This window comes from Aliarcobacter lanthieri, from assembly GCF_013201625.1.
GTDB classification, from domain to species: Bacteria; Campylobacterota; Campylobacteria; order Campylobacterales; family Arcobacteraceae; genus Aliarcobacter; species Aliarcobacter lanthieri.
The window spans coordinates 2,197,885-2,224,295 of record NZ_CP053839.1 but is presented as its reverse complement, the minus strand read 5'-3'; the positions used below and the strand labels follow the sequence as shown (position 1 = coordinate 2,224,295).

Genomic DNA, 26,411 nt, shown 5'->3' with positions numbered 1-26,411 from the left:
CTAATTTAGTGTATGTTATATGTAAAAGGATTTAAATGAGATTAAATTTTGGAATATTAAAAAGACCAAATTCTCCAATTCCAGGATTTGGTTTGACAATGGGATATACAATATTCTACTTAAGTATCATTGTACTTATCCCACTAATTGCTCTTTTTAGTGAAGCTTTCAGTATGGGATTTGATACTTTTATTAAAGCAACTACAGATTCAAGAGTAATAGCAAGTTATAAATTAACTTTTATAACTTCACTTATTGCTGCATTGGTAAATACAGTTTTTGGACTAATTGTTGCTTGGTGTTTAGTAAGATATACATTTTTTGGAAAAAGAGTTTTTGATGCAATAGTTGATTTGCCTTTTGCTCTTCCAACAGCTGTTTCAGGGATTGCTCTTACAACTTTATATTCAAGCCAAGGATGGTTTGGGCAATATTTAGAGCCTTTAGGTTTAAAAATAGTTTTTACACCAATAGGAATAACTATAGCTTTGATTTTTATAGGTCTTCCTTTTGTAGTAAGAACTGTACAACCAGCACTTGAAGAGATACAAATAGAACAAGAAGAAGCAAGTGCTTCTTTAGGTGCAAGTAGATGGCAAACTTTTTATAAAGTGATACTTCCTACAATATTTCCTGCGCTTTTAACTGGTTTTGCACTTTCATTTGCAAGAGCTTTAGGTGAATATGGTTCTGTTGTTTTTATTGCTGGAAATATGCCATTTAAAACAGAGATTAGTACACTTTTAATTATCACAAAATTAGAGCAGTATGATTATACAGGAGCAACAGCAATAGCAGTAGTTATGCTTTTAATCTCTTTTGTAATGTTACTACTTATTAATATACTTCAAAGATGGAGTTCAAGAAGAAAAGGAATGGAGGCAATATGAAAACTATAAGTAATACAAAAAGTTCACAAAATGAATCAAGATTAGTAAAATATCTTCTGATATTTACTGCACTTGCTTTTTTAATGATAATGCTTGTTGTTCCTTTGATTACAATCTTTGCAGAAGCTTTTAGAAAAGGAGTTGAAGCTTATTTTTTAAGCTTTGAAGATCAATATGTATTAAGTGCTATAAAACTTACATTTATAACTGCAGCTATTGCAGTTCCATTAAATTTAGTTTTTGGTGTTTGTGCTTCATGGGCAATAGCAAAATACTCATTTTTTGGTAAAAGTTTTTTAATAACTTTAATTGACTTACCATTTGCAGTAAGTCCTGTAATTTCGGGATTTGTATATATTTTACTTTTTGGAGCTCAAGGATGGTTTGGTTCTTGGTTAATAGCAAATGATGTACAGATTATTTTTGCAGTTCCTGGAATTGTATTAGCAACAATATTTGTAACTTTTCCATTTGTTGCAAGAGAGTTAATACCTTTAATGCAAGAGATGGGTAATGATGAAGAACAAGCCGCATTACTTTTAGGTGCTAGTGGATTCCAAACATTTTGGAAAGTTACTTTACCAAATATAAAGTGGGGATTACTTTATGGAGTAATTTTATGTAATGCAAGAGCAATGGGTGAATTTGGAGCAGTTTCTGTTGTATCTGGACATATTCAAGGAGTTACAAATACTATGCCATTACAAGTTGAAATTTTATATAACGAATATAACTTTGTTGCAGCTTTTGCTGTTTCAACACTTTTGGCAATTTTAGCACTTTTTACTTTAGTTCTAAAATATCTTTTAGAGTGGAAAGTTCAAAGAAAAATTAAAAAATTAGATAATGAAGAGTAGAAAATGAAAATAGAAGTAAAAAATTTAACAAAATATTTTGGTGATTTTGTTGCCTTAAATAATATAAATCTGGAGATAGTTGAGGGTGAATTACTTGCTCTTTTAGGTCCTTCAGGAAGTGGTAAAACAACTCTTTTAAGAATGATTGCTGGACTTGAAACAGTTGAAAATAGTGATAAAGGAGAGATTCTTTTTAATAATATTGATGTTTCAAAAAAAGATATTGGACAAAGAGATATAGGGTTTGTATTTCAACATTATGCACTTTTTCGTCATATGACAGTTTTTGAAAATATAGCTTTTGGGCTTAGAGTAAAACCTAAAAAAGAGAGACTTTCAAATAAAGATATAAAAGAAAAAGTTACAAAGCTTTTGAAACTTATTCAACTTGATGGTTTTGCTTCAAGATTTCCTTGGCAACTTTCAGGAGGCCAGAGACAAAGAGTTGCGTTAGCAAGAGCTTTAGCTGTTGAGCCAAAAGTGTTACTTTTAGATGAACCTTTTGGAGCTTTGGATGCAAAAGTTAGGTCAGATTTAAGAAGATGGTTAAAAGAACTTCAAGAAGAACTTGGAATTACAACTGTTTTAGTAACTCATGATCAAGAAGAGGCTTTAGAAGTTGCAAATAGAATAGTTGTTATAAATAAAGGTAGAATTGAACAAATTGGTACTCCTGAAGAGGTTTTCCATAATCCTAAAAATGAGTTTGTAATAAACTTTTTAGGAAATGTAAATCTATTCCATGAAAGAAAAGATGATGGAAGTGAAGGTACATTTTTAATTCGTCCTCATGAACTTGAAATAGTTTCAAAAGATGATAATGACTTAATCAAAAAAGCAAAAATAAAATATATACAATTAGCAGGGTCTTTTGTAAAAGTGGAGTTAGCTGATATAAAAGATGAAAAAAGAACAATTTTAGTTGAAATGGCACATTACGATTTTAATGATAAGAAACTAAAAAAAGATGATATTGTAGGTATTCGTGCTAGAAATATGAGAAGTTTTGAAGATGGAGCTGGGATTTAAAAAGGATATAAGTTTAATTTATTATAATCATCAGATTTTTTAAATTTACTTTAGGGGTTATCATAAATGAATTCTGTAATAAAGAAAGTTTCTTTTTTCCAAACTTTGGCTGTTACTATTATATTAATAGTAGCAGTTTTTGCTATAAATGCAATAGTAAAAAACTTTATAACTTTAGATGTTAAGTCAAACTTTCAAGATAGAGCTGTTGATATAAAAGCTACATTTGAAGTTTTAAATGATTCAATAAAAGATTCAGCACTTATTGTCTCAAATGTATTTAAAAGTAATTTTAATAACATAGAAATTGACAATAGTAACAAAATTGAAATTAATGGTGTTCAAACTCCAATATTAAAATCAAATGGTTTAATTTTAAACAATAATAATAGCTTGATTGATGAGTTTACAAAAACAACTGGAGCTGTTGCAACGGTATTTGTAAAACAAAATGATGATTTTTATAGAGTTGCTACATCTTTACAGAAATTAGATGGTTCACGAGCTATAGGAACTTTTTTAACAAAAGATAGTCCAGCTTTTGAAAAAATCATAAATAAAGAGAAATATATTGGAATAGCAAAATTATTTGGTAAAAACTATATGACTGTTTATGAGCCTATTATTGAAAATAAAGAAGTAATAGGTATCTTATTTGTGGCATATAATTTTGATAAGCTTTATAATATTTTGGAGAGTAAATTAGAAAGAATAAAATTTGGAGAACATGGATATCTCTTTGTAATAGATTCAAAAGAAGAAAGTTTAATTTTACATCCTACATTAAAAAATAAAAAAATCAGTGAATTAGATAATAATACAAAAAATGTTTTAAAAAATATGATTAAACAAAAACAAGGAACAGAAATCTATAACTTTATGCAAAATGGTGTAGAACTTAGAAAATTATCAGCTTTTACAACTTTTGAAGATTGGAATATGGTTATTGTTACAAGTGCAAGTTTTGATGAGTTATTAGAACTAAATGATACATTAAGAACGTACTCTATATTTGGTGGAATTCTTCTTTTAATTATTTTATTAGGGATTAGTTATCTAATTATCAAAAAAACTGTAAATGAACCATTATTAGCTATAAATAAAGATTTAGATGAATTTTTTGCTTATTTAAATAGAGAAAAAGAGGATGTTAACTTTGTAAATGTAAATACAAATGATGAATTTGGAAGAATGGCAAAAATATTAAATCAGAATATTGAAAAAACAAGAATAGGTATTGAGGAAGATAGAAGATTAATACAAGAAACAATAACTGTTTTAAGTGAATTTGAAGATGGAGATTTATGTCAAAGAGTAAATATTGAAGTATCAAATCCAGCATTAGTTCAGTTAAAAAATGTTTTAAATAATATGGCAAAAAATTTGGAAGAGAATATTGAAGATGTTCTTGTGGTATTAGAGCAATATACACACTATAATTACTTGAAAAAAGTTCCTACTAAAGATGTAAAAGAGCATTTATTAAGATTGGCAACTGGTGTAAATGAGTTGGGAGAGTCAATTACTAGAATGTTAGTAAGAAATAAAACAAATGGATTAACTTTAGAAAAAAGCTCAAATATCTTATTGAAAAATGTAAATAAATTAAATAGTTCTTCAAACTTAGCAGCAGCTAGTTTAGAAGAAACAGCAGCTGCAATAGAAGAGATTACATCAACAGTTAGAAATACTTCAGAAAATATTACAAAGATGACGATGTTATCAAATAATGTTACCAAATCTGTACAAGAAGGTGAAGAACTAGCAAATCAGACAACACGTGCTATGGAAGAGATAAATGCTCAGGTATTAAATATTAATGAAGCAATAGGAGTTATAGATAATATAGCATTCCAAACAAATATCCTAAGCTTAAATGCAGCAGTAGAAGCAGCAACAGCAGGAGAAGCAGGAAAAGGATTTGCAGTTGTAGCACAAGAAGTAAGAAATCTAGCAGCAAGAAGTGCAGAAGCAGCAAAAGAGATTAAAGAGTTAGTTGAAAAAGCAACATCAAAAGCCAATGAAGGTAAAAATATAGCTACAACAATGATTGATGGTTATAAAGAATTGAATGAAAATGTACATCAAACTATGAATTTAATTGGAGATATTCAGAATTCTTCAAAAGAGCAACTTTTAGGAATAGAACAGATAAATGATGTTGTAAATAATTTGGATAAACAAACACAAGAGAATGCAAATGTTGCTTCACAAACAAATGATATTGCGAAAATTACTGATGAAATAGCAAACCTTGTAGTAAAAGATGCAGATAGTAAAGTTTTTGAAGGTAAAGATAGCGTAAAGGCTAGAGATATAGATTTATAATAGTTGATTCTAATCAATTCAATTTATAAAAAAATAAAATAAAATCTCTTAAAAAAATGGGAGATACAAATGTTATTAAATAAAGATAATTTACCATTAGTTGATATGGATTTTATGAATGAAACACATTTTGAAGATGTAGATTTGTTGAATGAGCTTTTTGCAAAGATTGAAGAATTTGAAAATGATTCTTCAGATAAAAACTTTGAGATATTAAAATTAAAATATAAAGAGTGGGTAAATCATACTGTTAATCACTTTGCAACTGAAGAAGAAGAGATGCAGAAAAAAGGTTTTTTTGCATATCCTTTTCATAAAGGTGAACATGATAATAACTTAGCTGAAATAAGAGCCATTTGGGATAGTTTTGAGCATAGTAAAAATATAGAAGAATTAAAAAACTATATAGAATTTGATGTTATAAATTGGTTGATAAATCATATTCAGTCTATGGATACTGTAACAGCGAGATTTTTCAAAACTGGTATGAGTCCTTGTGCTATGATGTAAATTTTTAGTAAAATTAATACTAAATTAACACTCTTTGAGTATTATTTTAATAAAAAAGGGTGTTTTATGAAAAAAATTATATTTTTACTTTCTCTTGGGACTATGTTTATAAGTGCTTCAGTTATTGATGTAAAAGAACCTTATATAAGAGCAACTTCACCAAATATGAAAAATACAGCAGCTTTTATGACTTTTGAAAATAAAACAGAAAAAGATGTATCTTTAGTAAAAGCTAGTTCAAATGTTGCCAAATTTGTAGAATTGCATACTCACAATATGAAAGATGGTGTTATGACAATGTATGAAGTTGAAAAAATAGATATTCTTGCACATAGTAATACTGTTTTAAAACCATCAGGTTTTCATATTATGTTTATAGACTTGAATAAATCTTTGCAAGAGGGTGAAAAAGTAGATTTGACTTTGGAATTTTCAAATGGTGAAAAACAAAATATACAAGTTGAAGTTAAAAATGTAATGAATGGTATGAAATCTCATCATAATCATCACTAAAAATTAAAAGAGTTAAAATGAATAAAAAGGAAAATAGTCATATAAAAAGTACAATATTATATTTATTGGCTATTTCATTTATTGTTATTGGCTATTTCTCAATAGATTTTAATGCATTTTATCAATCTTTAAAAGGAGAGGTAAAATATATTGTACAAGACGAAATTTGTGATTTAAGAAAAGAGTCTTGTAAAATTGTAATACAAGATGGTACAGAGTTTATTTTAAGTATTGAGCCTAAAGATTTTCCTTTGATGAAGCCTTTAAAATTTTCAATAAAAAGCAATAGAAGTGATTTAGAAAATCTAAGTTTAAATATATACTCAACAACTATGTTTATGGGAGAATTTTATTTAGATATTAAAAATTTAGGTAATGGTAACTATGAAGCAACAGGAACTCTTCCTAGTTGTACAGTTGAAACGATGAAATGGAATGCTGATATAAAAGTAGAGAAAAGCACAGAAACTATTGGTGCAAGATTTTTCTTTGAAACGGAAATATAAATATGAGAAATATTATTGCTATACCGATGGTTCTTGTAATTTCAATAGCTATCATATTTTTCTTAGAGCCTTTAATAGATGATTTAAAAAATGAAAAAAACTATAGTTTTGTTTTAGATACAGCTGATGGAGAAATAACAAAAGATGATTTTAAAGGTAAAGTTATAGCTTTATATTTTGGATATACTTTTTGTCCTGATGTTTGCCCTACATCTTTAAGTTCTTTATCTCAAGCATTAAATAGTTTTGACAATTCTAAAATAGATAATTTTGTAGGTATATTTGTGAGTGTTGACCCACAAAGAGATACTCTTCTTCACTTAAAAGAATATGCAAAATATTTTAATAAAAATTTTATTGGTGCAACTTCAACAAAAGAAAACCTTGATGATATTGTTAAAAGATATGGTTCACACTATGAAATAGTTAATTTAAAAAATTCTGCTATGGACTATTCTGTTGCTCATACTTCATATATTTATATATTTGATCAAAGTGGTAAATTTATAACAAAAATTGATCATTTTTCAAATCCTGAAAAAATAAAAGATATCTTACAAACATTACTTTAGTAGTAATAACTTCTTTTTATCATAATATCTCTTGGTAAGATACCAAAGAATTGGCTAAAAGCAGAACTAAAGTTTTGTTGGTGTTTGTATCCAACAAAATGAGAAATTTCAGAGATAGAAAATTCGCTAGTTTCTAATAAATATTTTGCATAAGTCATTTTTTGTTCTAGTATTAGTTGTCCTATTGTAGTGTTAAACAATTGTTTAAAACCATATTTCAGTTTAAATTCATTTAAAGCCACTTTTCTTGAAAATGTCATCAAATCTGAGAAATCATTTTCTAATAAAATAAAATTTTGCACCTTATGTAGAGCTTCTATATCATCTTGAGTTAATTTAACTGTTTTATATTTTTCATTTTCTTCTTTATTTAACATTTCACTAAATTCATTGTAAATTAGCTCTAAAACTTTACTTTGCAAATATATATTTTGAAGTTCACCTTCAAAAGGTGAATTATACAAATCATTTGCAAGATGAATATTTTTTGAAGTTTGATTTTTTAAAGTTATACTAGGAAGTGAAGCAAAATCTTTTGAGTGAATCTCAAGAAGTTTAGAGAAGTTCTTTTCAAGAAAATCTTTTTTTATCATTATTTCTATTGATTTAGAAGAGTTTTCATTGAAAGTTGAGATTACATTACATTCATCTACATATTTGATATAAGAACTATTTACTCTTACAGTTTCTATCTTTTTTGAATTTTTATTTTGAGATTTTATACTTCCTTGCAATATTACATTTATAAATAAACTATCAAATTTAGAATTGGTTTCAATTGAATATTTTTTATTTAATTTAGAAATAGATTTAAAAAGATAGATATTTTCCGAGATAATATTTTTTTCTGAAAACATATATCCTAAATTATTTGGCAATGAAAATAAGTTTTTTTCAGATGATGAAGAAGATATAAACTCATTCATATTTTCAAATGAAAATCTATTTAGCACTTTTTCCATAAAAACTAATCCTTATATAAGAAACTATTCCTTGAAACAAATAGTGTTTATCATTATAATTCAAACTTATTTAAAATCGAGTGAAAGGAATAAAAATGGAAAGAAAGTTAATACTTGCATCACTATTTGTAAGTTCACTGTTATATGCAAATGAAACTACAAAATTAGATGAGATAACTGTTAGTGCAAATAAAATGGAAGAGAATATTCAAGATATTCCTCAAAGTATCTCTGTAATATCTGAAGAAGATATTGAGCAAAAAGGAATCAATAAAATAGATGATATTATAAAAGAAGTTCCAAATATGATTGTAAATAATCTAAATGGAGACAATGTTAATTTTAGAGGTTTAAATAGCTCATGGTTTAGTAATAATAATCCAGTTGTTGTATATGTAGATGGTGTGCCATACTATGATAGATTTGATTTTAATCCAAGTTTAGCAGATGTTGAGCAAGTTGAAGTTTTAAGAGGACCTCAAGGAACACTATATGGAAAAGATGCAATTGGTGCTGTTATAAATATAGTTACAAAAGCTCCTAAAAATGAGTGGAGTGGAACTCTTGGTGCAGAATATGGAAATGATAATACTTTTAATACAAAATTAAATACAAGTGGAGCTATAGTTGATAATAAACTATTTGCAGGGATAAATGGTTCATTTGATCATAGCGATGGTTGGATAGAAAATAACTATCCTGGTATGGATAAAAATGCTAATAAACACAATGATAGAAAAACTAGTGGATTTTTACTATACAAACCAACAGATGAACTTTCAGCAAAATTGACTGTTACAGATAACTATAAAAAGAAGTATTTTATGGATGTTGTAACAATAACAGACCCAAATATTGATATTTCTAGTATAAAAAGAAAAGATGGGAAAAATGTAAATTTTGATGTTCCAACTTATGAAACAATCAAAGTAAAATCACAAGCTTTAAATCTTTCTTATGAACTTGAAAAAATAAAATTAGAATCAGTAACTACTCATAAAAAAACAAATTTTATTTGAGATTATGATACAGATTATAAAGCCAATAACAATGATGATGGATTAAGACAATATAACTATGCAGACATAGATACTTGGACTCAAGAGTTAAAGCTTTCAAGTAAAAATCAAGATATAAAATGGGTAACTGGATTATATTTTGATAAAGAAGAAAGAGACCAAGGTCCTTATGGTGAAGATAGATTTTATAATTTAAATGATGGAACAGGAACTTATGTACCAGGAATATATCACTCTAATAGCGATTCCCTTACAAATAGTAAAACTTATGCTATCTTTGGACAAACAATGATTCCTTTAGGAGAAAGTTTTGAATTAACTTTAGGTGGAAGATATCAAAAAATAAAAAAAGATATAAGTGCAGATGTAAGACAAACTTTTACAAATACATTACATTATCAATTACCTAATTTTAATTATAGCAATGAAAAAACTTGGAATAGTTTTTTACCAAAAGCTGCACTTTCATATAAAATCAATGACAATCTTACAACTTATGCTTCAATATCAAAATTATATGCCAGGTGGATTTAACTTTTTCCCAAGTTCTACATCAGATGCTGATAATACTTTTGAAGCACAAAAATCAATAAATTATGAAATTGGAGCAAAATATATAGGAGATAATTTTGCAATTAATACTGCAATATTTAGAATGGATATAAAAGATATTCATATTTATAAAATTGACCCTATTACAAATAATTATGCAACAGATAATGCTAAAAAAGCTCACTCGCAAGGTATAGAAATTGATGGAACTTATTTTTTAACTGATAATTGGAGTGTTTCAGGTGCAGTTGGATTAGTACAAGCAAAATATGATGATTATGATGGTGGAGTTAGAAAATATGATGGAGAAAAGGTAGAAAATACTCCAAACTATACTGCTAGTCTAGGAATATCTTATTTAGCTGATAGTGGACTTTATGGAAGAGTTGATTTAAGTGCAAGAGGAACAACATATTATTATGATGCTGTAAAACATGAAATGCTAAAAGATGATGGTGGAATAATATCTAATGCAAAAATTGGCTATAAATTAAAAGATTGGGATATTTATAGTTATATAACAAATATTACAGATGAAGGTTATGTAGCTGGATTTAATGAACCAAGAAGATTTGGTATTGGTGCAATTTATAAATTTTAAAATAAAAAAGGATAAAAAATGAAAAATTTAAAAAAATTAGTGTTTATTAGTACATTATTATCTGTAGGATTAGTAAATCTAAATGCTCATAATTTCTGGGTAAACTCTTTTGAATCATTTTCTCATAAACCAGGTCATATTATAGTTGGTTTGGCTTGGGTCATTCAATGCCGATGGATGATATTTTAAACTCTCCAAATGGTAAAGTGATTGTAGAAGAATTTAAAATAACTTCACCAAATGGTGAAGTTATAAATCTTGATATTCCAAGCAGTGAACATCAAGAAGTAAATAAAAAAGCTAATAATTTTGATATTTTTAATGCAGATATGGGATTGCAAAAAATTGCATTAAAAGAAAATAGTCAAAAAGGTGTTTATAAAATAGAAGCGAAATCACAAGCTACTTTTTATACTCAATATATAGATATCAAAGGTAATACAAGATTAAAATTAACAACTCTAGATAAGATTGATGATATTAAAAAAGTTTTAATGTCTGTTAAATTTGAAGCTTTTGCAAAATCTTATTTGACTATTGATAAATGGGAAGAACAAAAAGCAACAAATAAAGGACTTGAAATCATTCCAAAAACAGATTTATCAAATATCAAAGTTGGTGATTTAGTAGAATTTGAAGTTTTATTTGAAGGAAAACCTTTAAGTATAAGTGCTTCTAGTATAGATTTTATAACTGCTAATAGTAACTCTTTTGGTCAAAATGACGGTTTTTCTTTGATGTCATATATAGAAAATGGAAAAGCACAGTTTAGAGTACAAAGTGCAGGACAATGGAGAGTTTCATGCAACCATAAAGATACTGTAACTAAAGATGGAGTTTTAAAAGATTTGTTTGGCAAAGTAGAGTATCTTTTTAATGGAGCAAGTTTAACTTTTAATGTAAAAGAATAGATATATAATATGAGATTTAAAATCTCATATTAGTTTATGACAATTTTAAAATGGTTATCTCACTACTAGCACCAAGTCGCATTGGTGGTCCCCAAAATCCAGTTCCTTTGTTTACATAAACTTGTGTAAATTCATTGTGTTGATGAAGACCTTTTACATAAGGTTGTTCAAGTTTTACTAGAAAATTAAATGGAAAAATTTGCCCACCGTGAGTATGCCCACAAAGAACTAGATCTATATTTTGAGTAGTTTCTAAATCTTTTAAATATTTTGGTTGATGTGCTAAAAGAATAGTTGGGCTATTTTCGCAATTTTCTAAAGCTTTATTGATATCAGGAATATATGCTTCATATTTAAAACCAAATCTATCGTAAACTCCAGCTAAATAAAATCCTTTACCTTCTTCTCCAATATAAATATTTTCATTTTCTAAAGTTTTAATACCTAAAGAATTTACATAATCAATTATAGGTTTTACTCCATGAAAATATTCATGATTTCCAACTATAAAATAAGTTCCAGATTTTGATTGTAAATTTTTTAGTTCATCTAGAGCAGGGCGTGCAAATTCTAGTTTTGTATCTACTAAATCACCAGTTATTACTATAATATCAGCATTTAAAAGGTTGATTTTTACAACAAGTTGTCTTATAAATTCCTTTGTTATAAGTCCACCAATATGAATGTCACTTATTTGAATTATTGTATAAGGTTTTTTAAGATTCTTTATTTTTACATCTACAACTTCAAGTTCAATATTTCTTGCATTATCCATAGCTTTCAAATTAGTTGCTAAAATCAAAGAAGTTGTTGTAATATCAAGTGATTTTTTAAAGAAATCTCTTCTATTCTTAGTATATTTTGTTTTTTTAATTCCAAAAGAGATGATTTCATGAAATAATGTAATAGTAAATGTTAGAAAAATCATCCCAATTGGTAGGGAAAGGAGAAAATAGAGCCAGTTAGGCACTACGGGAAAGTATCTAGCAAATGGGTACAATAAAGCACCAAAAAATGTTAGATATAATGCAAAGCTAAAATACTTTCTGGTTTTATAATTAAAATCAAGTTTATTTATAAATCTCTTTTTTATAACATAAGTTTGAAAAGAGAAAACTATAAAATAAACAAATAAAAAAATCATAAAACTCATAAAGAAATTATATGAGTTGTTAGTTAATAGTTCCTAAATAAATAATTAATCATTGATATCTATATTATTTCTTATGCTATCAATTAGGTTTTTTATCTCTTCTTTTGTATGTGAATAATGTATAGAAATTCTAAGCCAACCAGGACGATTTGACATATTTACTTTTTTTAAGCCTAGTAAGTCATGTCCATAAGGTCCAGCACAAGAACAACCAGCTCTTGTTTGGAAATTTCCATCTTTTGATATTTGATTACAAAGAGTATATGGGTTTGTACCTTTTATATTAAAAGATATTATACCTATGTTTCTTACCTTTTTATTGCCATAAATAACACAATTTGGGATAGTTTTTAATTCACTTAAAAGATATTCTACAAGTTCATCTTTTTGTTTTTTTATAAAATCAAAACCTATTTCATTTCGTAGTTGATATGATAAACTTGCTCGAATGAGTTGAATAATAGGAGGTGTTCCTGCATCTTCTCTTTCTTTTATCTCTTTTTGATAAATTTGTGTTTCTTTATTTACATATAAAACTGTTCCTCCACCGCTAAATGTAGGTGCAATAGAAGTATCAATTAATGATTTTCGTATAACTAATAATCCACAACTAGCAGGACCTCCCAAAAGTTTATGAGAAGATAAAAACATAACATCAAATAGATTTGATGGGATATTCATATATGGACTGCTTGCTGCTGCATCAAAGCAAATAATTGCATTGTATTTTCTTAAAATTTTAGAGATTTCTTCAAAAGGAGTGATTATCCCTGTAACATTTGAAGCAATACAAAAAGATGCGATAATCTCACTTCTTTTATTTTTTTCTAATATTTTTTTTAGATGTTTTATATCAACTAAACCATCAGATGTAAGTTTTACTCTTTTTATTTTGCATAAAGCTTCTCTAAAAGATACTTCATTTGAATGATGTTCATATGGACCAACAATAACTAAAGGCTTTTTTTTACCTTTGATTGAAAAATCATATCTCTTTTTTGTTGCAGGTGGAATATAAAGCCCCATAAGTTCTTGAAAATGTTTAATTGCAGCAGTTGAACCACAACCACTAGGAAGAACCTCAAAATCATCATTTAATTCTAAATGTTTTTTTAGATTATTTCTAGCTTCTTCATAATAAATTGTTGTAATATCTGCATTTGAAGCCTCTTTAGAGTGAGTATTTGCATAAGTTTCTAGTACATCATGAATTCTATTTTCAATTTGTCTAAAAGCTAGACCAGAAGCTGTATAGTCAAAATACTCTTTTTTGTTTTTTCCTATAGTATTGTATTTGATAAAATTTAATTTATCAACATTATCATTTAAAAATGGTCTGAAAATATCTTTTTGCATAAAACTATCTCTTTAAAATTAGTAAAATTTATATAAGAGATAATTTTATCTTATTGTTGTTTAGTTTCATTTTATAGAGTTAATAAGATTTATCTTATATGAAGTTAATTCTCTTTTTATAATATCATTTATAACTGTTCCTAAAAGTGGTGGAAGCTTTTCTGATACTAAAACACCTTTTAATTTACTTTGTCTTTTGTTTAATAAAGAGTAAAATATTAGTATCCCTGCACCAATTCCTGTTGGATATGATACATAAGTTGAACCAGAATAGTGAGTTTTTATTAAACTTGTGTATTTGTTAAAAGATATTCCTATTGATTCTGTACTTTTTATTTTTTTTGAATTTTGAGGATAAGATATCTCCATTTCTATATCTGCAACAGCTGAAAATTCAGCATATTTAATGATTTTATTTTTTATATACTCTTCTATTGTTTTTGGTGATTTCATTTTTGGAATAACATCTTTGATGATACTATTTATAGAAATTTGTGAATCTTTATATCCATAACAATATTTATTTGATAGAAGATTGAGTTGATATAGATTTTTCATCAATTCTATTTCATTCCCTCCAACAAACATTTTGATATCTGCAATATCACTAAAACTTTGTTTTAAAGAAATTAACTCCTCTTGGAAAACTGGATAAAGTTCTACAAAATTCTTAAAATATGGGAATTTATATGTTTTTGATTTAGAAAAAGGTTCTATCTTCTTTAAACTATTTTTCTTAAAATATAAAGGTGGATATGATATTTCTTCTATTGCAACATTTGGTGACCATGAAAATACTAATTGTTTTGATTGAATTTCTTCTAATAAGTTTATTTCTATTCTTTTTACTTTTGTTTTATATGGTAAATTTGATAAAGAGTATAATCTTTCACCTATTAAAAAGTTTGTAATACCTGGTGAAATCCCCAAATTTATAAGAGCAAAAAGATTGTTTTCTTCAAATTCTTTATTTAAAGTTTGTTGTTCAAATTGTAAAGATGAGATAACCTTATCATTGTAAATATCACTTGCTAAATCAGCATAATTAGCTTTGAATTCTAAAGCTAATTTCATTATAGGAATATTGTATGATGGAATTGAACTATTTATAAAAATTATTGATTTTTTTAGATGTTTTTCATAATTTCTTGAATTTGAAAATATATCTTCAAAATCTTTTAATTCTAAAAAATCTGAATTCTCTAAAAGTTCTTTATTTTTAAAAAAGAAGTCTTTTGCTTTTTCAATATCTCTAACAATAAATAAAAATCTTAAATTTGTATTTGAACTTTTATTATTTAATTCATATATTAACCTTACTATTACACTACAAACTGCACCTACACCAAAAAATACAATTTTCATATGAAACCTCAATAATTATTTAAAATATGATAATATCCTCTATTTTATTTCAAAGGTACTTAATATGCAAAAACAAAAAACTTATTTAGAGAGTTTTCCTGATAATGATGGGTATTTTGGTAAATTTGGTGGTTCTTTTATCCCTCCAGAACTTGAAAAACCATTTTTACAGATAAATGAAGCCTATAATAAACTCTCAAAAGATTTTAATTTTTTAAATGAACTAAAAAGTATAAGAAAACACTATCAAGGAAGACCAACTCCTATATATTTTGCAAAAAATTTATCTTCTAAAATTAATGGAAATATATATCTAAAAAGAGAAGATTTGAATCATACTGGAGCTCATAAACTAAATCATTGTATGGCTGAAGCACTTTTAGCAAAATATTTAGGTAAAAAGAAATTAATAGCTGAAACTGGAGCGGGACAACATGGAGTTGCACTTGCTACTGCAGCTGCATATTTTGGTTTAGAATGTGAAATTCATATGGGAGAAGTTGATATTAAAAAAGAGTATCCAAATGTTACAAGAATGAAAATACTAGGTGCAAAAATAGTTCCTGCAACTCATGGACTAAAAACTTTAAAAGAGGCTGTTGATAGTGCTTTTGAAGCTTATTTAAAAGATACAGAAAATTCATTCTTTGCTATTGGTTCTGTTGTTGGACCACACCCTTTTCCAAAAATGGTTAGAGATTTCCAAAGTGTAATAGGCTTTGAAGCAAAAGAACAGTTTTCTGAAATGACTGGAAAGCTTCCTGATATGGTTACTGCCTGTGTTGGTGGAGGAAGTAATGCTATGGGTATTTTTAGTGCATTTATTGATGAAAGTGTAAAACTATATGCTGTTGAACCAGCAGGAAAAGGGAATAAAATAGGAGAACATAGTGCAAGTTTAACTTATGGAAGAGAAGGAATTATGCATGGATTTAATTCTATTATGTTAAGTGATGAAAATGGTGACCCAGCTCCTGTTCATTCTATTGGTAGTGGAATTGACTATCCATCAGTTGGACCAGAACATGCTTATTTAAACAGCATAGGAAGAACAAAAATTGGACTTTGTAGTGATGATGAAGCTATTTTAGTAAGTTTAAGTGGAAGAGGGGATAAGGATATTGATTTTATGGTAGAAAATTATCCTATAAATTAGAAGATATATAAAGCTTGTTTTCAAGCTTTATATATTTGATTTAAAACCTATCTTTTCTAACTCTTTTGCTAAAATTGAAGCATCTTTTGTAGGAACATCAAGAAAAATAATATTAGATTTATGAGTTATTTTAGCTCTTTTCGCTCCAAAAGTTTCTAAAAGCTTTACTAACTCATCTATAATTTTACTACTTAAGCTTTTATGCTCTATTTTACATCCAATAAATGAAAAATCTTTTATAGTACTCTCATTTATTCCTAATCTTGGTTTTCTTGGATTTGAACTCTTTTCTATTTTATTATTTGATTGTAATTTATAATCACACATTGATTCTAAAATATCACAAAAAGAGTTTAATCCTAAATCTTTTATAAAATATTCAAATGTACTCTTCTTTATATCATCTCTATTTCCATAATCTTTATAGATATTTGCAATTGCCCTTGTTGTGTTTATAATTTGTGAAGAGTTTATAAATCCTATATTTTTACCTAGAATATTTATTGAAAATACTATTTTATCTTTTGAATTTGAAATAGCATTAAAACTTACATCTGGTAAAAAACCTACATCACAGCCTTCTTCATATCCACTTATTGCTATTTGAAGTTTATTTGGTAGATTTGAAAAGTTTCTATTTCCTACAAAAGTTTCATTTAATTTTTTTGCTATATCTTCAACATCAAATATTTGGCTAGGATCAACTCCATTTACAGGACAAGTTAAAACTCTTCTAATTGTATGCCCCGTTTCAAAAAAGCTATTTAATCCTATATCTTTTAATATATTAAAAATATCAGGGAAAGAACTTATTTTTATATTTTTAAACTCTACTTTTTGTTCTTTTGAAAAGTTAAAATTGTCATCACTAAACTTTTTAGATATTAAACTAAGAGCTTTTAATTGTTCAATATTTAATTCTCCTAAAGTAAGAGGAATTCTAAGAGTAAAAAGTTTTTGTTCTTCATCTTGAGCATAAATTCCATACCATTTAAATCGTTCTAAATCTTCAGCTGGAATTAATTCTGAAAAAACAGCATAAAAATAGATATCCCCTAAGATATCTATATTACTTTTCTCTTTTTTTAATTTCTCTAAATTTATATTTGATGACATTTTTTTCCCTTATAAAATCTCTTTACATTCCCAATGAGGAAAATGTTTCCTTACAAGTGCATTGAATTCTATTTCAAAAGCGCTATATTGGCTATCTTTCTTAGTTTGATTAGCTGATTTATTTCTAATCATTCCTGCACCAACAGTATTGTTTGTAACTCTATCAATTATAATAAAGCTACCCATAGTTTTTATTCTATCGTAAGAATCAAAAGCAAGAGTCTGCTCTAAATCAAGTTTCGCTCTTGCTATTTCATTTAGATTTAAAATATTGGCTTCTTGTTTCTCTAAAGTGTTTACATCTGTTTTATAATAAAATTGGCTGATTGTTCCAACCGTTGTTGTTGTAGCTCTTTTTATAAAATATTGTTTTCCTTTTAAAAGTGGTTCTTCATTCATCCATACAATATCAACATCAAAATTATTTGCAATATCTGGTTGCTCATCACTTTTTACAATAATATCACCACGACTAATATCAATTTCATCATTTAAAGTTAAAGTTACAGCTTGATCTGCATAAGCATAATCTAAATTTCCATCATAAGTTACAATTTCTTTTATTGTAGAGCTTTTACCAGAAGGTAAAACAGTTATACTATCACCAACTTTGATGATTCCACTTGCAATAGTTCCACAAAAACCTCTAAAATTAAGATTTGGACGATTTACATATTGAACTGGAAATCTAAAATGAGTTAAATCTCTATCACTATCAATTTGTACAGTTTCTAAGTGCTCCATTAAAGTAATACCTTGATACCAAGGAGATTTAGTGCTTTTTTCTACTACATTATCACCATTTAGTGCAGAAATAGGAATAATTGTTATATTGTTTGTAAGACCTAATTCTTTAGCAAATTTTAGATAATCCGTTTTTATTTTCTCAAATACATCTTCTCTAAAATCCATTAAATCCATTTTATTAACGGCAATTACAATATGGTTTATCCCTAAAAGTTTATTTATAAACGAGTGTCTTCTTGTTTGAGTTTGCACACCATATCTTGCATCAATTAAAATAATTGCTAAATCAGCTGTAGAAGCTCCAGTTGCCATATTTCTTGTATATTGTTCGTGACCTGGAGTATCAGCAATGATAAATTTTCTTTTATCGGTTGTAAAATATCTATATGCAACATCAATAGTTATTCCTTGCTCTCTTTCACTTTGTAGTCCATCAACAAGTAAAGATAAATCAAACTCATTTTCTGTTGTATTTGTTTTTTTACTATCTTTTTTTATAGCGGCTAATTGATCTTCAAAAATCATCTTTGAATCATGTAATAATCTTCCAATTAGAGTTGATTTCCCATCATCTACATTTCCACAAGTTATAAATCTTAATAATTGTTTATTTTCATGCTCTTTTAAATAGCTTTCTATATCTGTTGCAATTTTATTCTCTAAATTTGACATCTTAAAAATACCCTTCTATTTTTTTCTTTTCCATTGATCCTGCACTATCGTTATCTATTACTCTTCCTTGTCTTTCACTTGTTTTTGTTAAAAGCATTTCTTGAATAATTTCAGGTAAAGTTGTAGCTGTTGAATTTACAGCTCCTGTTAATGGATAACAACCTAAAGTTCTAAATCTTACCCATTCTTCTTTTATAACATCATCTTTTTCTATTGGCATTCTTTCATCATCAACCATGATTTTTACACCATCTTTCTCAACAACTGGTCTTTTATTAGCAAAATATAAAGGAACTATTGGAATTTGTTCTAAATATATATATTGCCAAATATCAAGTTCTGTCCAGTTTGAAAGTGGAAAGACTCTAATACTTTCATCTTTATGTACTCTTCCATTGTAGATGTTCCAAAGTTCAGGTCTTTGATTCTTTGGGTCCCATCTATGATTTTTATCTCTAAATGAGTATATTCTCTCTTTTGCTCTTGATTTTTCTTCATCTCTTCTAGCCCCACCAAAAACTGCATCAAATTTATATTTATTTAATGCTTGTTTTAAACCTTGAGTTTTCATAATATCTGTGTGAACTGCACTTCCATGAGTAAAAGGGCTTATATTCATGGCAATACCATCTGGATTTGTATGAACTAATAATTCAAAACCTTCTTCTTTTGCTCTTTTATCTCTAAAAGCTATCATCTCTTTAAATTTCCATAAAGTATCTACATGAAGTAGTGGAAATGGTAATTTTGCAGGAGCAAAAGCTTTTAGTGCTAGATGAAGCATAACTGCTGAATCTTTCCCTACACTGTACATCATAACAGGATTATCGAACTCTGCAACAACTTCTCTTATTATATGAATTGACTCAGCTTCTAGCTGTTTTAAATGTGTTAATTGTTTTGTATCTATTTGCATATTTCTTTCCATCAATTTTTTGACTAATTCAAATTGAAAGTTTGAGTTTGTCTTTAGCTTTTTTGAATTTTATTTTTTATGTAAACCACACTCTTTGTGTTCAGGATTTTCCCACCACCATCGTCCAGCTCTTATATCTTCACCATCCTTAATGGCTCTGGTACAGGGTGCACATCCAATACTTGGAAATCCTTTGTCATGAAGTTTGTTATATGGAACTTTATTTATTTTTATATAGTTCCAAACATCTTCTTCTTTCCAATTTATTAAAGGATTTACTTTTATTACTTTAAAGTTACTATCCCATTCAACTAAAGGCATATCAGCTCTAGTTATACTTTGAGATGATCTAAGTCCAGTTATCCAAACTTCAACACCATCTAAAGCTCTTTTTAAAGGTTCTAATTTTCTTATATTACAGCAATTCTTTCTATTTTCTATACTCTCATAGTGTCCATTTATACCTTGAGTTTGATATAGTTCTTGCACTTTTTCAAACTTTGGGAAAAATACATCAATTTTTATACCATATTTTAGATTTGTAGCATCCATTACATCATATGTTTCAGGGTGCAATCTTCCAGTATCAAGTGTAAAAATAGATACATTTTTATCAATTTTAAGTAAGATATCTGTTAATACTTGGTCTTCTGCTGCTAAGCTTGAACTTAAAGCAGTATTTTTAAAATTTTTTACAAAATATGAAACTATTTCTTCTGTTGACTTATCTTTAATTTCTTTAATAATAGTTCCAACTAAAATTTCTTTACTCATAAATTCACCTAAATTTGGTAATCATTTTCTGTTTGTTTTACTTTTCCAAAAGATAGTTTATTCCAAGCTCTCTCATGAAAATAGTATAAAACCATTTTTGTAATAACTTCAATAGTTCCAATTGAAGCTGCCATTATTAAATTGCCAGTTATAAAATAAGATACGATTATTGTGTCTAACGTACCAACTGTACGCCAAGATATTGCCTTGGCAACTGAACGATAAGGTTTTTCGTGCATTCAAGTTCCTGAAATATGAAAAAGAGTTATTACTCTTCTTCATACTCATATAAACCAGAACTTAAATATCTTTCTCCAGTATCACATAAAATAGTAACTATAGTTTTACCTTTATTCTCTGGTCTTTGAGCAATTTTAGAAGCTGCTAAAGCATTTGCTCCTGATGATACTCCAACTAAAAGTCCTTCTGTTTTTGCTAGTGCTCTAGAGCTTTCTATTGCTTCATCATTTTCAATAGTTATAATCTCATCAAATACTTTTGTATTTAATACATCTGGTACAAATCCTGCTCCAATTCCTTGAATTTTATGTGGTCCAGGGTTTCCTCCACTTAATACAGGAGAAGCTGATGGTTCAACTGCAATAATTTTAATATTTGGATTATGTGCTTTTAATACTTCACCAACACCTGTTAATGTACCACCTGTTCCAACACCAGCTATAAAAATATCAACTTTCCCATCAGTATCTTTTAAAATCTCTTGTGCAGTTGTAATTCTGTGAATTTCAGGGTTTGCACTATTTTGGAATTGTTGTAAAATAATTGAATTTGGAATCTCCGCTTTCAATTCATTTGCTTTTTCAATAGCCCCTTTCATACCTTTTTCTGCTGGAGTAAGAACTAATTTAGCACCTAAAGATTGAAGAAGTCTTCTTCTTTCAATACTCATTGATGCTGGCATTGTAAGAATTAGTTTTATTCCTAAAGCAGCACTAACTGATGCTAAAGCAATTCCTGTATTTCCACTCGTTGGTTCTATAATTGTTGAATCTTTATTGATAAGTCCATCTGCTAAAGCTTTTTTAATCATATTTGTACCAATTCTATCTTTTACAGAGTGGCTTGGGTTCATAAATTCACATTTACCTAAAACTGTTGCTCCACTTGCTTCACTTGCTTTTTGTAATTTTACAAGAGGAGTATTTCCTATTAATTCTGTTATATTATTCGCATATTTCATTGTTTGGTCCTTTTTAATTAAATATTATAATGTAAAAAATCATTATATTTTGATTGATATTCATCTAGTTTAGATAGTTCAATATCAAAGATATTTTTCATACTATTTTTTGATTCCTCAAAAAATAGATTTAAAATCGGGTTTTCAGCTTTTGAATCAACAATCTTTAAATCATCTTCTAAAGCAACTAATATATCTACAACCTTTATATCATCAGGGCTTTTAGCAAGTAAGTAACCACCTCTTGCTCCTCTTATACTTGTAACTAAATTGGCTCTTCTTAATTTACTTAAAAGTTGTTCCAAATAGTTTTGAGGTATAGAAGCGTTTGATGAAATATCCTTTATTTGCATGGGAGTATCATCTTTATGTTTACTTAGCTCATACATTGCAGCCAATCCGTACACCCCCTTTGTTGAAATTAATGGCATTTCTAACTACTTATTTAAAGCTTGTGTTAAATCTTCAATTAAGTCTATTGTATTTTCCAATCCAATAGAAAGCCTTACTGTTGTTGAATTTACTCCAGCTTTTGTTAACTCTTCTTCATTTAATTGAGAGTGAGTTGTTGAAGCTGGATGTGTAATTAAAGATTTACTATCTCCAATATTTACAACAATACTAAATAATTTTACGCTATCTATCACCTTTTTAGCTTCTTCAAAACTACTTACTTCAAATGAAATAAGTCCAGATGCTTTTCCATCTTTGAAATATTTTTGTGCTTTATCGTAATATTTATCACCTTTTAATCCAGGGTAACTTACTTTTTTTACTTTTGGATGTGATTCTAAAAACTTAGCAACTTCCAATGCATTATCAGAGTGTTTATCCACTCTTAAACTTAATGTTTCTAAAGATTGAATAAGTAACCATGAATTATGTGGTGATGGAACAGCTCCTATATCTCTAGCAAGAGATAATCTAACTCTTAAACAAAAGTTTGGAAGAGGAACTTCTGTATATACTAAACCATGATATGAAGCATCAGGAGTAGAAAAATGTGGATATCTATCTTTATTTTGTTTGAAAAACTCTGCTAAATTATCTCTTTCAACGATAACTCCACCTAAAGCTGTACCATTACCACTTGTATATTTACTTGTAGAGTGAACTACAACATCAACTCCAAATTTTATTGGATTAAACAAGCTTGCTGTTGCAACAGTATTGTCACAAATAGTAATAATTCCATATTTTTGTGCAACTTGTACTATTTTCTCTATATTTGGAATTGCAATTTGTGGGTTTGATAATGATTCAAAAAATATAGCTTTTGTTTTATCGTCAACTAAACTTTCTAAATCAGAAGCTTCATCATTATCAAATACTTTTACACTAATACCTAATCTTTTTAATGTGAAATGAAATAGTGTAACACTACCACCATAAAGTTTATCAGCAATTAAGATATTATCTCCTGCTTCAGCTACATTTATAATTGAATAAAATATTGCAGCAGCTCCACTTGAAGTAGCAATTGCAGCAGCTCCATTCTCAAGTTGTGCATATCTTTGTTCAAAAATATCTGTTGTTGGATTATTTAGTCTAGTGTAAATAGCTCCTAACTCTTTTAGTGCAAATAAATTTGCTGCATGAGTACTATCTCTAAAAGCATAAGCTGTTGTTTGCGAAATCGGAACTGCCATTTCCCCATTTGCACTTTTTTTATCATATCCTGTGTGAATTGCAATTGTTTCTTTTTGCATTTTGGAATCCTTTTTAAATTAATCAAGTTTAAATATATTGGAATTATAAACTATTTTTTTTACAATGTCAAGTCTTTTAATCAAATTTATGTAAATATAGAATAAGTAAGGCTTTTGGATAAAGTTGATTTAATTAATCAACTTTATAAAACTTGTTAAGATATATTTTGATAAAATACCAAAAAATCAATATTTAAGAAGATGACTTGATAGAAAAATATAATATTTTTGATGAAATTACAATTAATAAGAATGAAGAACTTTTTTCTGAAATTTTTAAAGATGATAAAATAAAAATAGAAAAAATTGTATCAAATGGACAAAAATCACCTGAAAATTTTTGGTATCAGCAAGAGCAAAATGAGTATATTTTACTTCTTGAAGGTTTTGCAATACTTGAATTTGAAGATTTTGAAGTAAAATTACAAAAAGGGGATTGTCTAAATATAAAATCTATGCAAAAACATAGAGTAAAATTTACAAGCCTTGATGAACCAACTATTTGGTTTGCAGTTTTTTATTAAGGAAAATTTTGAAAATAGCAATAATTGGAGCAGGAGCTTCTGGGATAATGGCTGCAATTACAGCTAAAAGATTGAATAGAAACTTAGAGATTGATGTTTTTGATGCAAATAAAAGTATAGGTAAAAAGATATTAGCTTCTGGAAATGGAAGATGTAATATCTCAAATACTTCAATTTCTAGTAAAAATTATATAGGTGAAAATCCAGAATTTGTAAATTTTGCTTTAAAAGAGTTTGATTTTAGAGCTTTTGAAAAATTTTGTAAAAGCATAGGATTACTTCTTGATATAAAAGAAAATGGCAAAGTTTATCCACTTTCAAATGAAGCAAAATCGGTAACTAATCTTTTATTCTTAGCTTTAGAAGAGTTGGGCATAAATATATTTTGTGAACATTTTGTACAAGATTTGGAAAAAATAGAAGATAAATTTGTAGTAAAAACAGCTGAACTTGAATATAAAAGCTATGATAAAGTTGTTATAACTTCTGGTCTTGGAGCAGCTCCTCAATTAAATTCAAGTGAAATAGGGCTTGATTTTGCTACAAAATTCGGACATTCTATAAATCCGACTTATCCATCTTTAGTAGGACTTCAAACACAAAATAGCTACAAGGGGAAACTTCAAGGTGTAAAAAAAGAGTGTAATGTAAGTTTGTATGTAAATGGTAGTTTTGAACAAGAGATTTTTGGAGATGTTTTATTTACTTCTTATGGTGTTTCTGGTTTTGCTATTTTAGATATTTCTCAAAGAGCAGTTTTATCTCTAAGTCAATTTTTTGATGTAGAGTTACGAATAAATTTTTTTCCAAAAGTTAATGCAAATGATTTAGCAAACCAAATACAAACTCTGTTTAAAAATTTGGAAAATCAAAAAGCAGTAGATATTTTAACTGGTCTTGTATCAAATAAAATAGCACCAGTTTTATTAGATATTTGTAAAATTCCACTTGAAACAAAAGCTTATGATTTAAATACAAAACAGATAAAAGCTTTAGCATATCAGCTTAACTCTTGGAAACTAAAAGTTATAGATACACAAGGTTTTTCCCATGCAGAAGCAAGTGGTGGAGGTGTGAGAACTATTGAAATAGATAATAAAACTTATGAAAGTAAATTATGTAAAAACTTATATTTTGCTGGTGAAGTTTTAGATATAGTTGGAAATAGGGGAGGATATAACCTTCATTTTGCTTGGGCTAGTGGGTATTTGGTTGGGAAGAATTTGGTATAGCAAATAGTAAAATTAATTATAATTAATATTAAGATATAATAAATATAATAATTTATTTAATAAATAAAACAAGGAGAAAAATGAAAAGATTAATTATGCAATCAGCTTTTTTTGCTGGATTGATTATGTTGGTAAGTGGATGTGCAGTTGTAAATTATACAGCAGAAGCATTAAATCCAAGAATTGGTACAACTGAAGTAGATGGAGTTTATATTCCAAGAGAAGCTGTACTTGAACAAAATAAGAATACAAAAGTTTACTATGAAGATGCAAACTCTGAAATAGTAAAAGATAATTTAAAGAATATAGTTACATATTTAAACAATAATAATCAAACTTTTGTACCTAAAGTATGGTGTGTAGTTGAAAATCCAGAAGCTACTATCAAAGATATGAAATCAAAATGTACTAAAAATACTTCAAATAATAAAATTGAAGGAATTACATTTAAAGTTGATGAAAAATCAAACTATATAGTAGCTGATAAATCTTATAGTTCTTCATTAGAAGCATATAAAGATTTTATAAATATTAGAGAATATATCTATGGTATATTAAATGATAATCCAAACCTAAGAGATGATTTCGGAATGTCAGCTATTGTTTATATTAATGATGAAGCACTTGAAAATAAACAACTATCTTTTACAACATCAAGAGAGAAAGCTAGAGAATTACTTGAAGATAGAATAAAGAGACAAGTTGCAGCAGGTGGATGGATAATGGTTGATAATCCAAAAGATGCAGATAAAACTATTACTTTCTCATTTTCAAGAGGATTTTCTGGAGCAGAATTGGAAAAATTAAAAAAAGAAGATAAAAATATAAAACAAGATATTTTTATCTCTATAAATAATAAAAAAGAATTTACTTTCTCAGTAAATGATATTAAGGATTTTTATAGTGATTCAATCAAAAATGTAAATACTCAAGGAAATGTCCACTCTAGTGGAGCAGGTGTTGCAGCAGGAGGAGCATTTATTTTAATGGATATATTAGCTTCTTCAGATAAAAGAAAAAGAACTATATCAAATGAGGAATATCTTTTTCCTGCAATAGTACTAAGTGAAAATAATAAAAATAATCTTATAATCTATGGCTTTGGTATGATATTTGATTCTAAAGAAGGAATTTCTAGTTTACTTAAAAGAATTTCTTCTCATATTAATCAATGGCCAGAATCTAAATGGTCTGAAATTTATTTAAATTAATAAAAACTCATGAGTTTTTAAAACAATCA

General features: G+C 27.4%; 29 protein-coding genes. 17 read left to right on the top strand and 12 right to left on the bottom strand.

Going from position 1 to position 26,411, the window contains the following annotated elements; translation table 11 throughout:
- Window positions 1–35 precede the first annotated feature (35 nt).
- From cysT to ALANTH_RS11100, 8 genes are all read left to right on the top strand, one after another.
- Window positions 36–890: a sulfate ABC transporter permease subunit CysT gene (cysT, locus tag ALANTH_RS11135; RefSeq protein ID WP_026802786.1), complete on the top strand. Its 855-nt coding sequence runs from the start codon at window positions 36–38 to the stop codon at window positions 888–890.
- A complete protein-coding gene (gene cysW / locus ALANTH_RS11130) occupies window positions 887–1,747 on the top strand; it encodes a sulfate ABC transporter permease subunit CysW (RefSeq protein ID WP_026802785.1) in 861 nt (286 codons plus the stop codon). The genes cysT and cysW overlap by 4 nt, the downstream gene beginning before the upstream one ends.
- A 3-nt stretch (window positions 1,748–1,750) precedes the next feature.
- Complete coding sequence (locus ALANTH_RS11125) at window positions 1,751–2,776, top strand: sulfate/molybdate ABC transporter ATP-binding protein (RefSeq protein WP_026802784.1); 1,026 nt, start codon at window positions 1,751–1,753, stop codon at window positions 2,774–2,776.
- A gap of 66 nt (window positions 2,777–2,842) precedes the next feature.
- Window positions 2,843–5,104 (top strand): methyl-accepting chemotaxis protein, encoded by a 2,262-nt coding sequence (locus ALANTH_RS11120; protein WP_026807061.1) that lies wholly within the window; start codon window positions 2,843–2,845, stop codon window positions 5,102–5,104.
- Between the two features lie 69 nt (window positions 5,105–5,173).
- The gene (locus tag ALANTH_RS11115; protein ID WP_026807060.1) at window positions 5,174–5,614 is read left to right on the top strand and encodes a hemerythrin family protein; all 441 of its coding nucleotides are present in this window, start codon (window positions 5,174–5,176) and stop codon (window positions 5,612–5,614) included.
- 66 nt (window positions 5,615–5,680) lie between these two features.
- Window positions 5,681–6,127 carry a copper chaperone PCu(A)C gene (locus tag ALANTH_RS11110; RefSeq protein WP_026807059.1) on the top strand — a complete coding sequence of 149 codons (447 nt, stop codon included), beginning with the start codon at window positions 5,681–5,683 and terminating at the stop codon, window positions 6,125–6,127.
- Window positions 6,128–6,144: 17 nt separating this feature from the next.
- The gene (locus ALANTH_RS11105; protein ID WP_026807058.1) at window positions 6,145–6,633 is read left to right on the top strand and encodes a hypothetical protein; all 489 of its coding nucleotides are present in this window, start codon (window positions 6,145–6,147) and stop codon (window positions 6,631–6,633) included.
- A 2-nt stretch (window positions 6,634–6,635) separates the two neighbouring features.
- A complete protein-coding gene (locus ALANTH_RS11100; protein WP_026807057.1) occupies window positions 6,636–7,205 on the top strand; it encodes an SCO family protein in 570 nt (189 codons plus the stop codon).
- Here the strand turns inward: ALANTH_RS11100 and ALANTH_RS11095 are convergent.
- Entirely contained in the window at window positions 7,202–8,167 is a 966-nt protein-coding gene (locus ALANTH_RS11095; protein ID WP_228133172.1) for a helix-turn-helix transcriptional regulator, read from the bottom strand. The two genes, ALANTH_RS11100 and ALANTH_RS11095, sit on opposite strands and share 4 nt — an antisense overlap.
- Before the next feature lie 95 nt (window positions 8,168–8,262).
- Here ALANTH_RS11095 and ALANTH_RS11450 point away from each other — a divergent pair, with 95 nt between their 5' ends.
- The 5 genes from ALANTH_RS11450 (at window position 8,263) to ALANTH_RS11085 (ending at window position 11,250) form a co-directional block, all read left to right on the top strand.
- Window positions 8,263–9,186, top strand: coding sequence for a TonB-dependent receptor (locus ALANTH_RS11450; RefSeq protein WP_228133171.1), 924 nt, complete (start codon window positions 8,263–8,265; stop codon window positions 9,184–9,186).
- A gap of 66 nt (window positions 9,187–9,252) precedes the next feature.
- Window positions 9,253–9,720 (top strand): TonB-dependent receptor domain-containing protein, encoded by a 468-nt coding sequence (locus ALANTH_RS11510; RefSeq protein WP_257119473.1) that lies wholly within the window; start codon window positions 9,253–9,255, stop codon window positions 9,718–9,720.
- The gene (locus ALANTH_RS11505) at window positions 9,665–10,339 is read left to right on the top strand and encodes a TonB-dependent receptor domain-containing protein (RefSeq protein WP_257119472.1); all 675 of its coding nucleotides are present in this window, start codon (window positions 9,665–9,667) and stop codon (window positions 10,337–10,339) included. Before ALANTH_RS11510 ends, ALANTH_RS11505 begins: the two co-directional genes overlap by 56 nt.
- A gap of 18 nt (window positions 10,340–10,357) precedes the next feature.
- Window positions 10,358–10,528, top strand: coding sequence for a hypothetical protein (locus ALANTH_RS11440; RefSeq protein ID WP_228133170.1), 171 nt, complete (start codon window positions 10,358–10,360; stop codon window positions 10,526–10,528).
- Entirely contained in the window at window positions 10,513–11,250 is a 738-nt protein-coding gene (locus ALANTH_RS11085) for a DUF4198 domain-containing protein (protein WP_257119471.1), read from the top strand. The genes ALANTH_RS11440 and ALANTH_RS11085 overlap by 16 nt, the downstream gene beginning before the upstream one ends.
- 34 nt (window positions 11,251–11,284) lie before the next feature.
- On the opposite strand, the gene ALANTH_RS11080 is transcribed toward ALANTH_RS11085, so the two are convergent.
- The 3 genes from ALANTH_RS11080 to ALANTH_RS11070 form a co-directional block, all read right to left on the bottom strand.
- On the bottom strand, window positions 11,285–12,178 hold the full coding sequence (locus ALANTH_RS11080; RefSeq protein ID WP_228133168.1) for a metallophosphoesterase: 894 nt from the start codon (window positions 12,176–12,178) through the stop codon (window positions 11,285–11,287).
- Window positions 12,179–12,448: 270 nt separating this feature from the next.
- Window positions 12,449–13,759 carry an aminotransferase class V-fold PLP-dependent enzyme gene (locus ALANTH_RS11075; RefSeq protein WP_026802775.1) on the bottom strand — a complete coding sequence of 437 codons (1,311 nt, stop codon included), beginning with the start codon at window positions 13,757–13,759 and terminating at the stop codon, window positions 12,449–12,451.
- A gap of 66 nt (window positions 13,760–13,825) precedes the next feature.
- A complete protein-coding gene (locus tag ALANTH_RS11070) occupies window positions 13,826–15,124 on the bottom strand; it encodes a saccharopine dehydrogenase C-terminal domain-containing protein (RefSeq protein ID WP_026807054.1) in 1,299 nt (432 codons plus the stop codon).
- Between the two features lie 64 nt (window positions 15,125–15,188).
- Between ALANTH_RS11070 and trpB the strand changes: the two genes are divergently transcribed.
- Window positions 15,189–16,280 carry a tryptophan synthase subunit beta gene (gene trpB, locus ALANTH_RS11065; RefSeq protein ID WP_026807053.1) on the top strand — a complete coding sequence of 364 codons (1,092 nt, stop codon included), beginning with the start codon at window positions 15,189–15,191 and terminating at the stop codon, window positions 16,278–16,280.
- A 27-nt stretch (window positions 16,281–16,307) separates the two neighbouring features.
- Here the strand turns inward: trpB and ALANTH_RS11060 are convergent, their stop codons facing one another.
- The 8 genes from ALANTH_RS11060 to ALANTH_RS11025 are packed head-to-tail and all read right to left on the bottom strand — an operon-like array spanning window position 16,308 to window position 23,415.
- Window positions 16,308–17,396: a sulfite reductase gene (locus ALANTH_RS11060; RefSeq protein ID WP_026807052.1), complete on the bottom strand. Its 1,089-nt coding sequence runs from the start codon at window positions 17,394–17,396 to the stop codon at window positions 16,308–16,310.
- Window positions 17,397–17,405: 9 nt separating this feature from the next.
- A complete protein-coding gene (gene cysN / locus ALANTH_RS11055) occupies window positions 17,406–18,815 on the bottom strand; it encodes a sulfate adenylyltransferase subunit CysN (protein WP_026802771.1) in 1,410 nt (469 codons plus the stop codon).
- 1 nt (window position 18,816) lies between these two features.
- The gene (cysD, locus tag ALANTH_RS11050; RefSeq protein ID WP_026802770.1) at window positions 18,817–19,743 is read right to left on the bottom strand and encodes a sulfate adenylyltransferase subunit CysD; all 927 of its coding nucleotides are present in this window, start codon (window positions 19,741–19,743) and stop codon (window positions 18,817–18,819) included.
- Between the two features lie 57 nt (window positions 19,744–19,800).
- The gene (locus ALANTH_RS11045) at window positions 19,801–20,505 is read right to left on the bottom strand and encodes a phosphoadenylyl-sulfate reductase (protein WP_026807051.1); all 705 of its coding nucleotides are present in this window, start codon (window positions 20,503–20,505) and stop codon (window positions 19,801–19,803) included.
- An 8-nt stretch (window positions 20,506–20,513) separates the two neighbouring features.
- Window positions 20,514–20,744 carry a DUF2061 domain-containing protein gene (locus ALANTH_RS11040; RefSeq protein ID WP_026802768.1) on the bottom strand — a complete coding sequence of 77 codons (231 nt, stop codon included), beginning with the start codon at window positions 20,742–20,744 and terminating at the stop codon, window positions 20,514–20,516.
- Window positions 20,745–20,773: 29 nt separating this feature from the next.
- Window positions 20,774–21,706 (bottom strand): cysteine synthase A, encoded by a 933-nt coding sequence (cysK, locus tag ALANTH_RS11035; RefSeq protein WP_026802767.1) that lies wholly within the window; start codon window positions 21,704–21,706, stop codon window positions 20,774–20,776.
- Window positions 21,707–21,723: 17 nt separating this feature from the next.
- Window positions 21,724–22,137, bottom strand: a complete 414-nt coding sequence (locus ALANTH_RS11030) for an RrF2 family transcriptional regulator (protein WP_026802766.1) — start codon at window positions 22,135–22,137, stop codon at window positions 21,724–21,726.
- 6 nt (window positions 22,138–22,143) lie between these two features.
- The gene (locus ALANTH_RS11025) at window positions 22,144–23,415 is read right to left on the bottom strand and encodes an O-acetylhomoserine aminocarboxypropyltransferase/cysteine synthase family protein (RefSeq protein ID WP_026807050.1); all 1,272 of its coding nucleotides are present in this window, start codon (window positions 23,413–23,415) and stop codon (window positions 22,144–22,146) included.
- A 206-nt stretch (window positions 23,416–23,621) separates the two neighbouring features.
- Between ALANTH_RS11025 and ALANTH_RS11020 the strand changes: the two genes are divergently transcribed.
- From ALANTH_RS11020 to ALANTH_RS11010, 3 genes are all read left to right on the top strand, one after another.
- Window positions 23,622–23,939 (top strand): cupin domain-containing protein, encoded by a 318-nt coding sequence (locus tag ALANTH_RS11020; RefSeq protein WP_026807049.1) that lies wholly within the window; start codon window positions 23,622–23,624, stop codon window positions 23,937–23,939.
- An 8-nt stretch (window positions 23,940–23,947) separates the two neighbouring features.
- Window positions 23,948–25,171, top strand: a complete 1,224-nt coding sequence (locus tag ALANTH_RS11015; protein ID WP_026807048.1) for a BaiN/RdsA family NAD(P)/FAD-dependent oxidoreductase — start codon at window positions 23,948–23,950, stop codon at window positions 25,169–25,171.
- An 80-nt stretch (window positions 25,172–25,251) separates the two neighbouring features.
- Entirely contained in the window at window positions 25,252–26,382 is a 1,131-nt protein-coding gene (locus ALANTH_RS11010) for a hypothetical protein (RefSeq protein WP_026807047.1), read from the top strand.
- The last annotated feature ends 29 nt before the right edge of the window (window positions 26,383–26,411 follow it).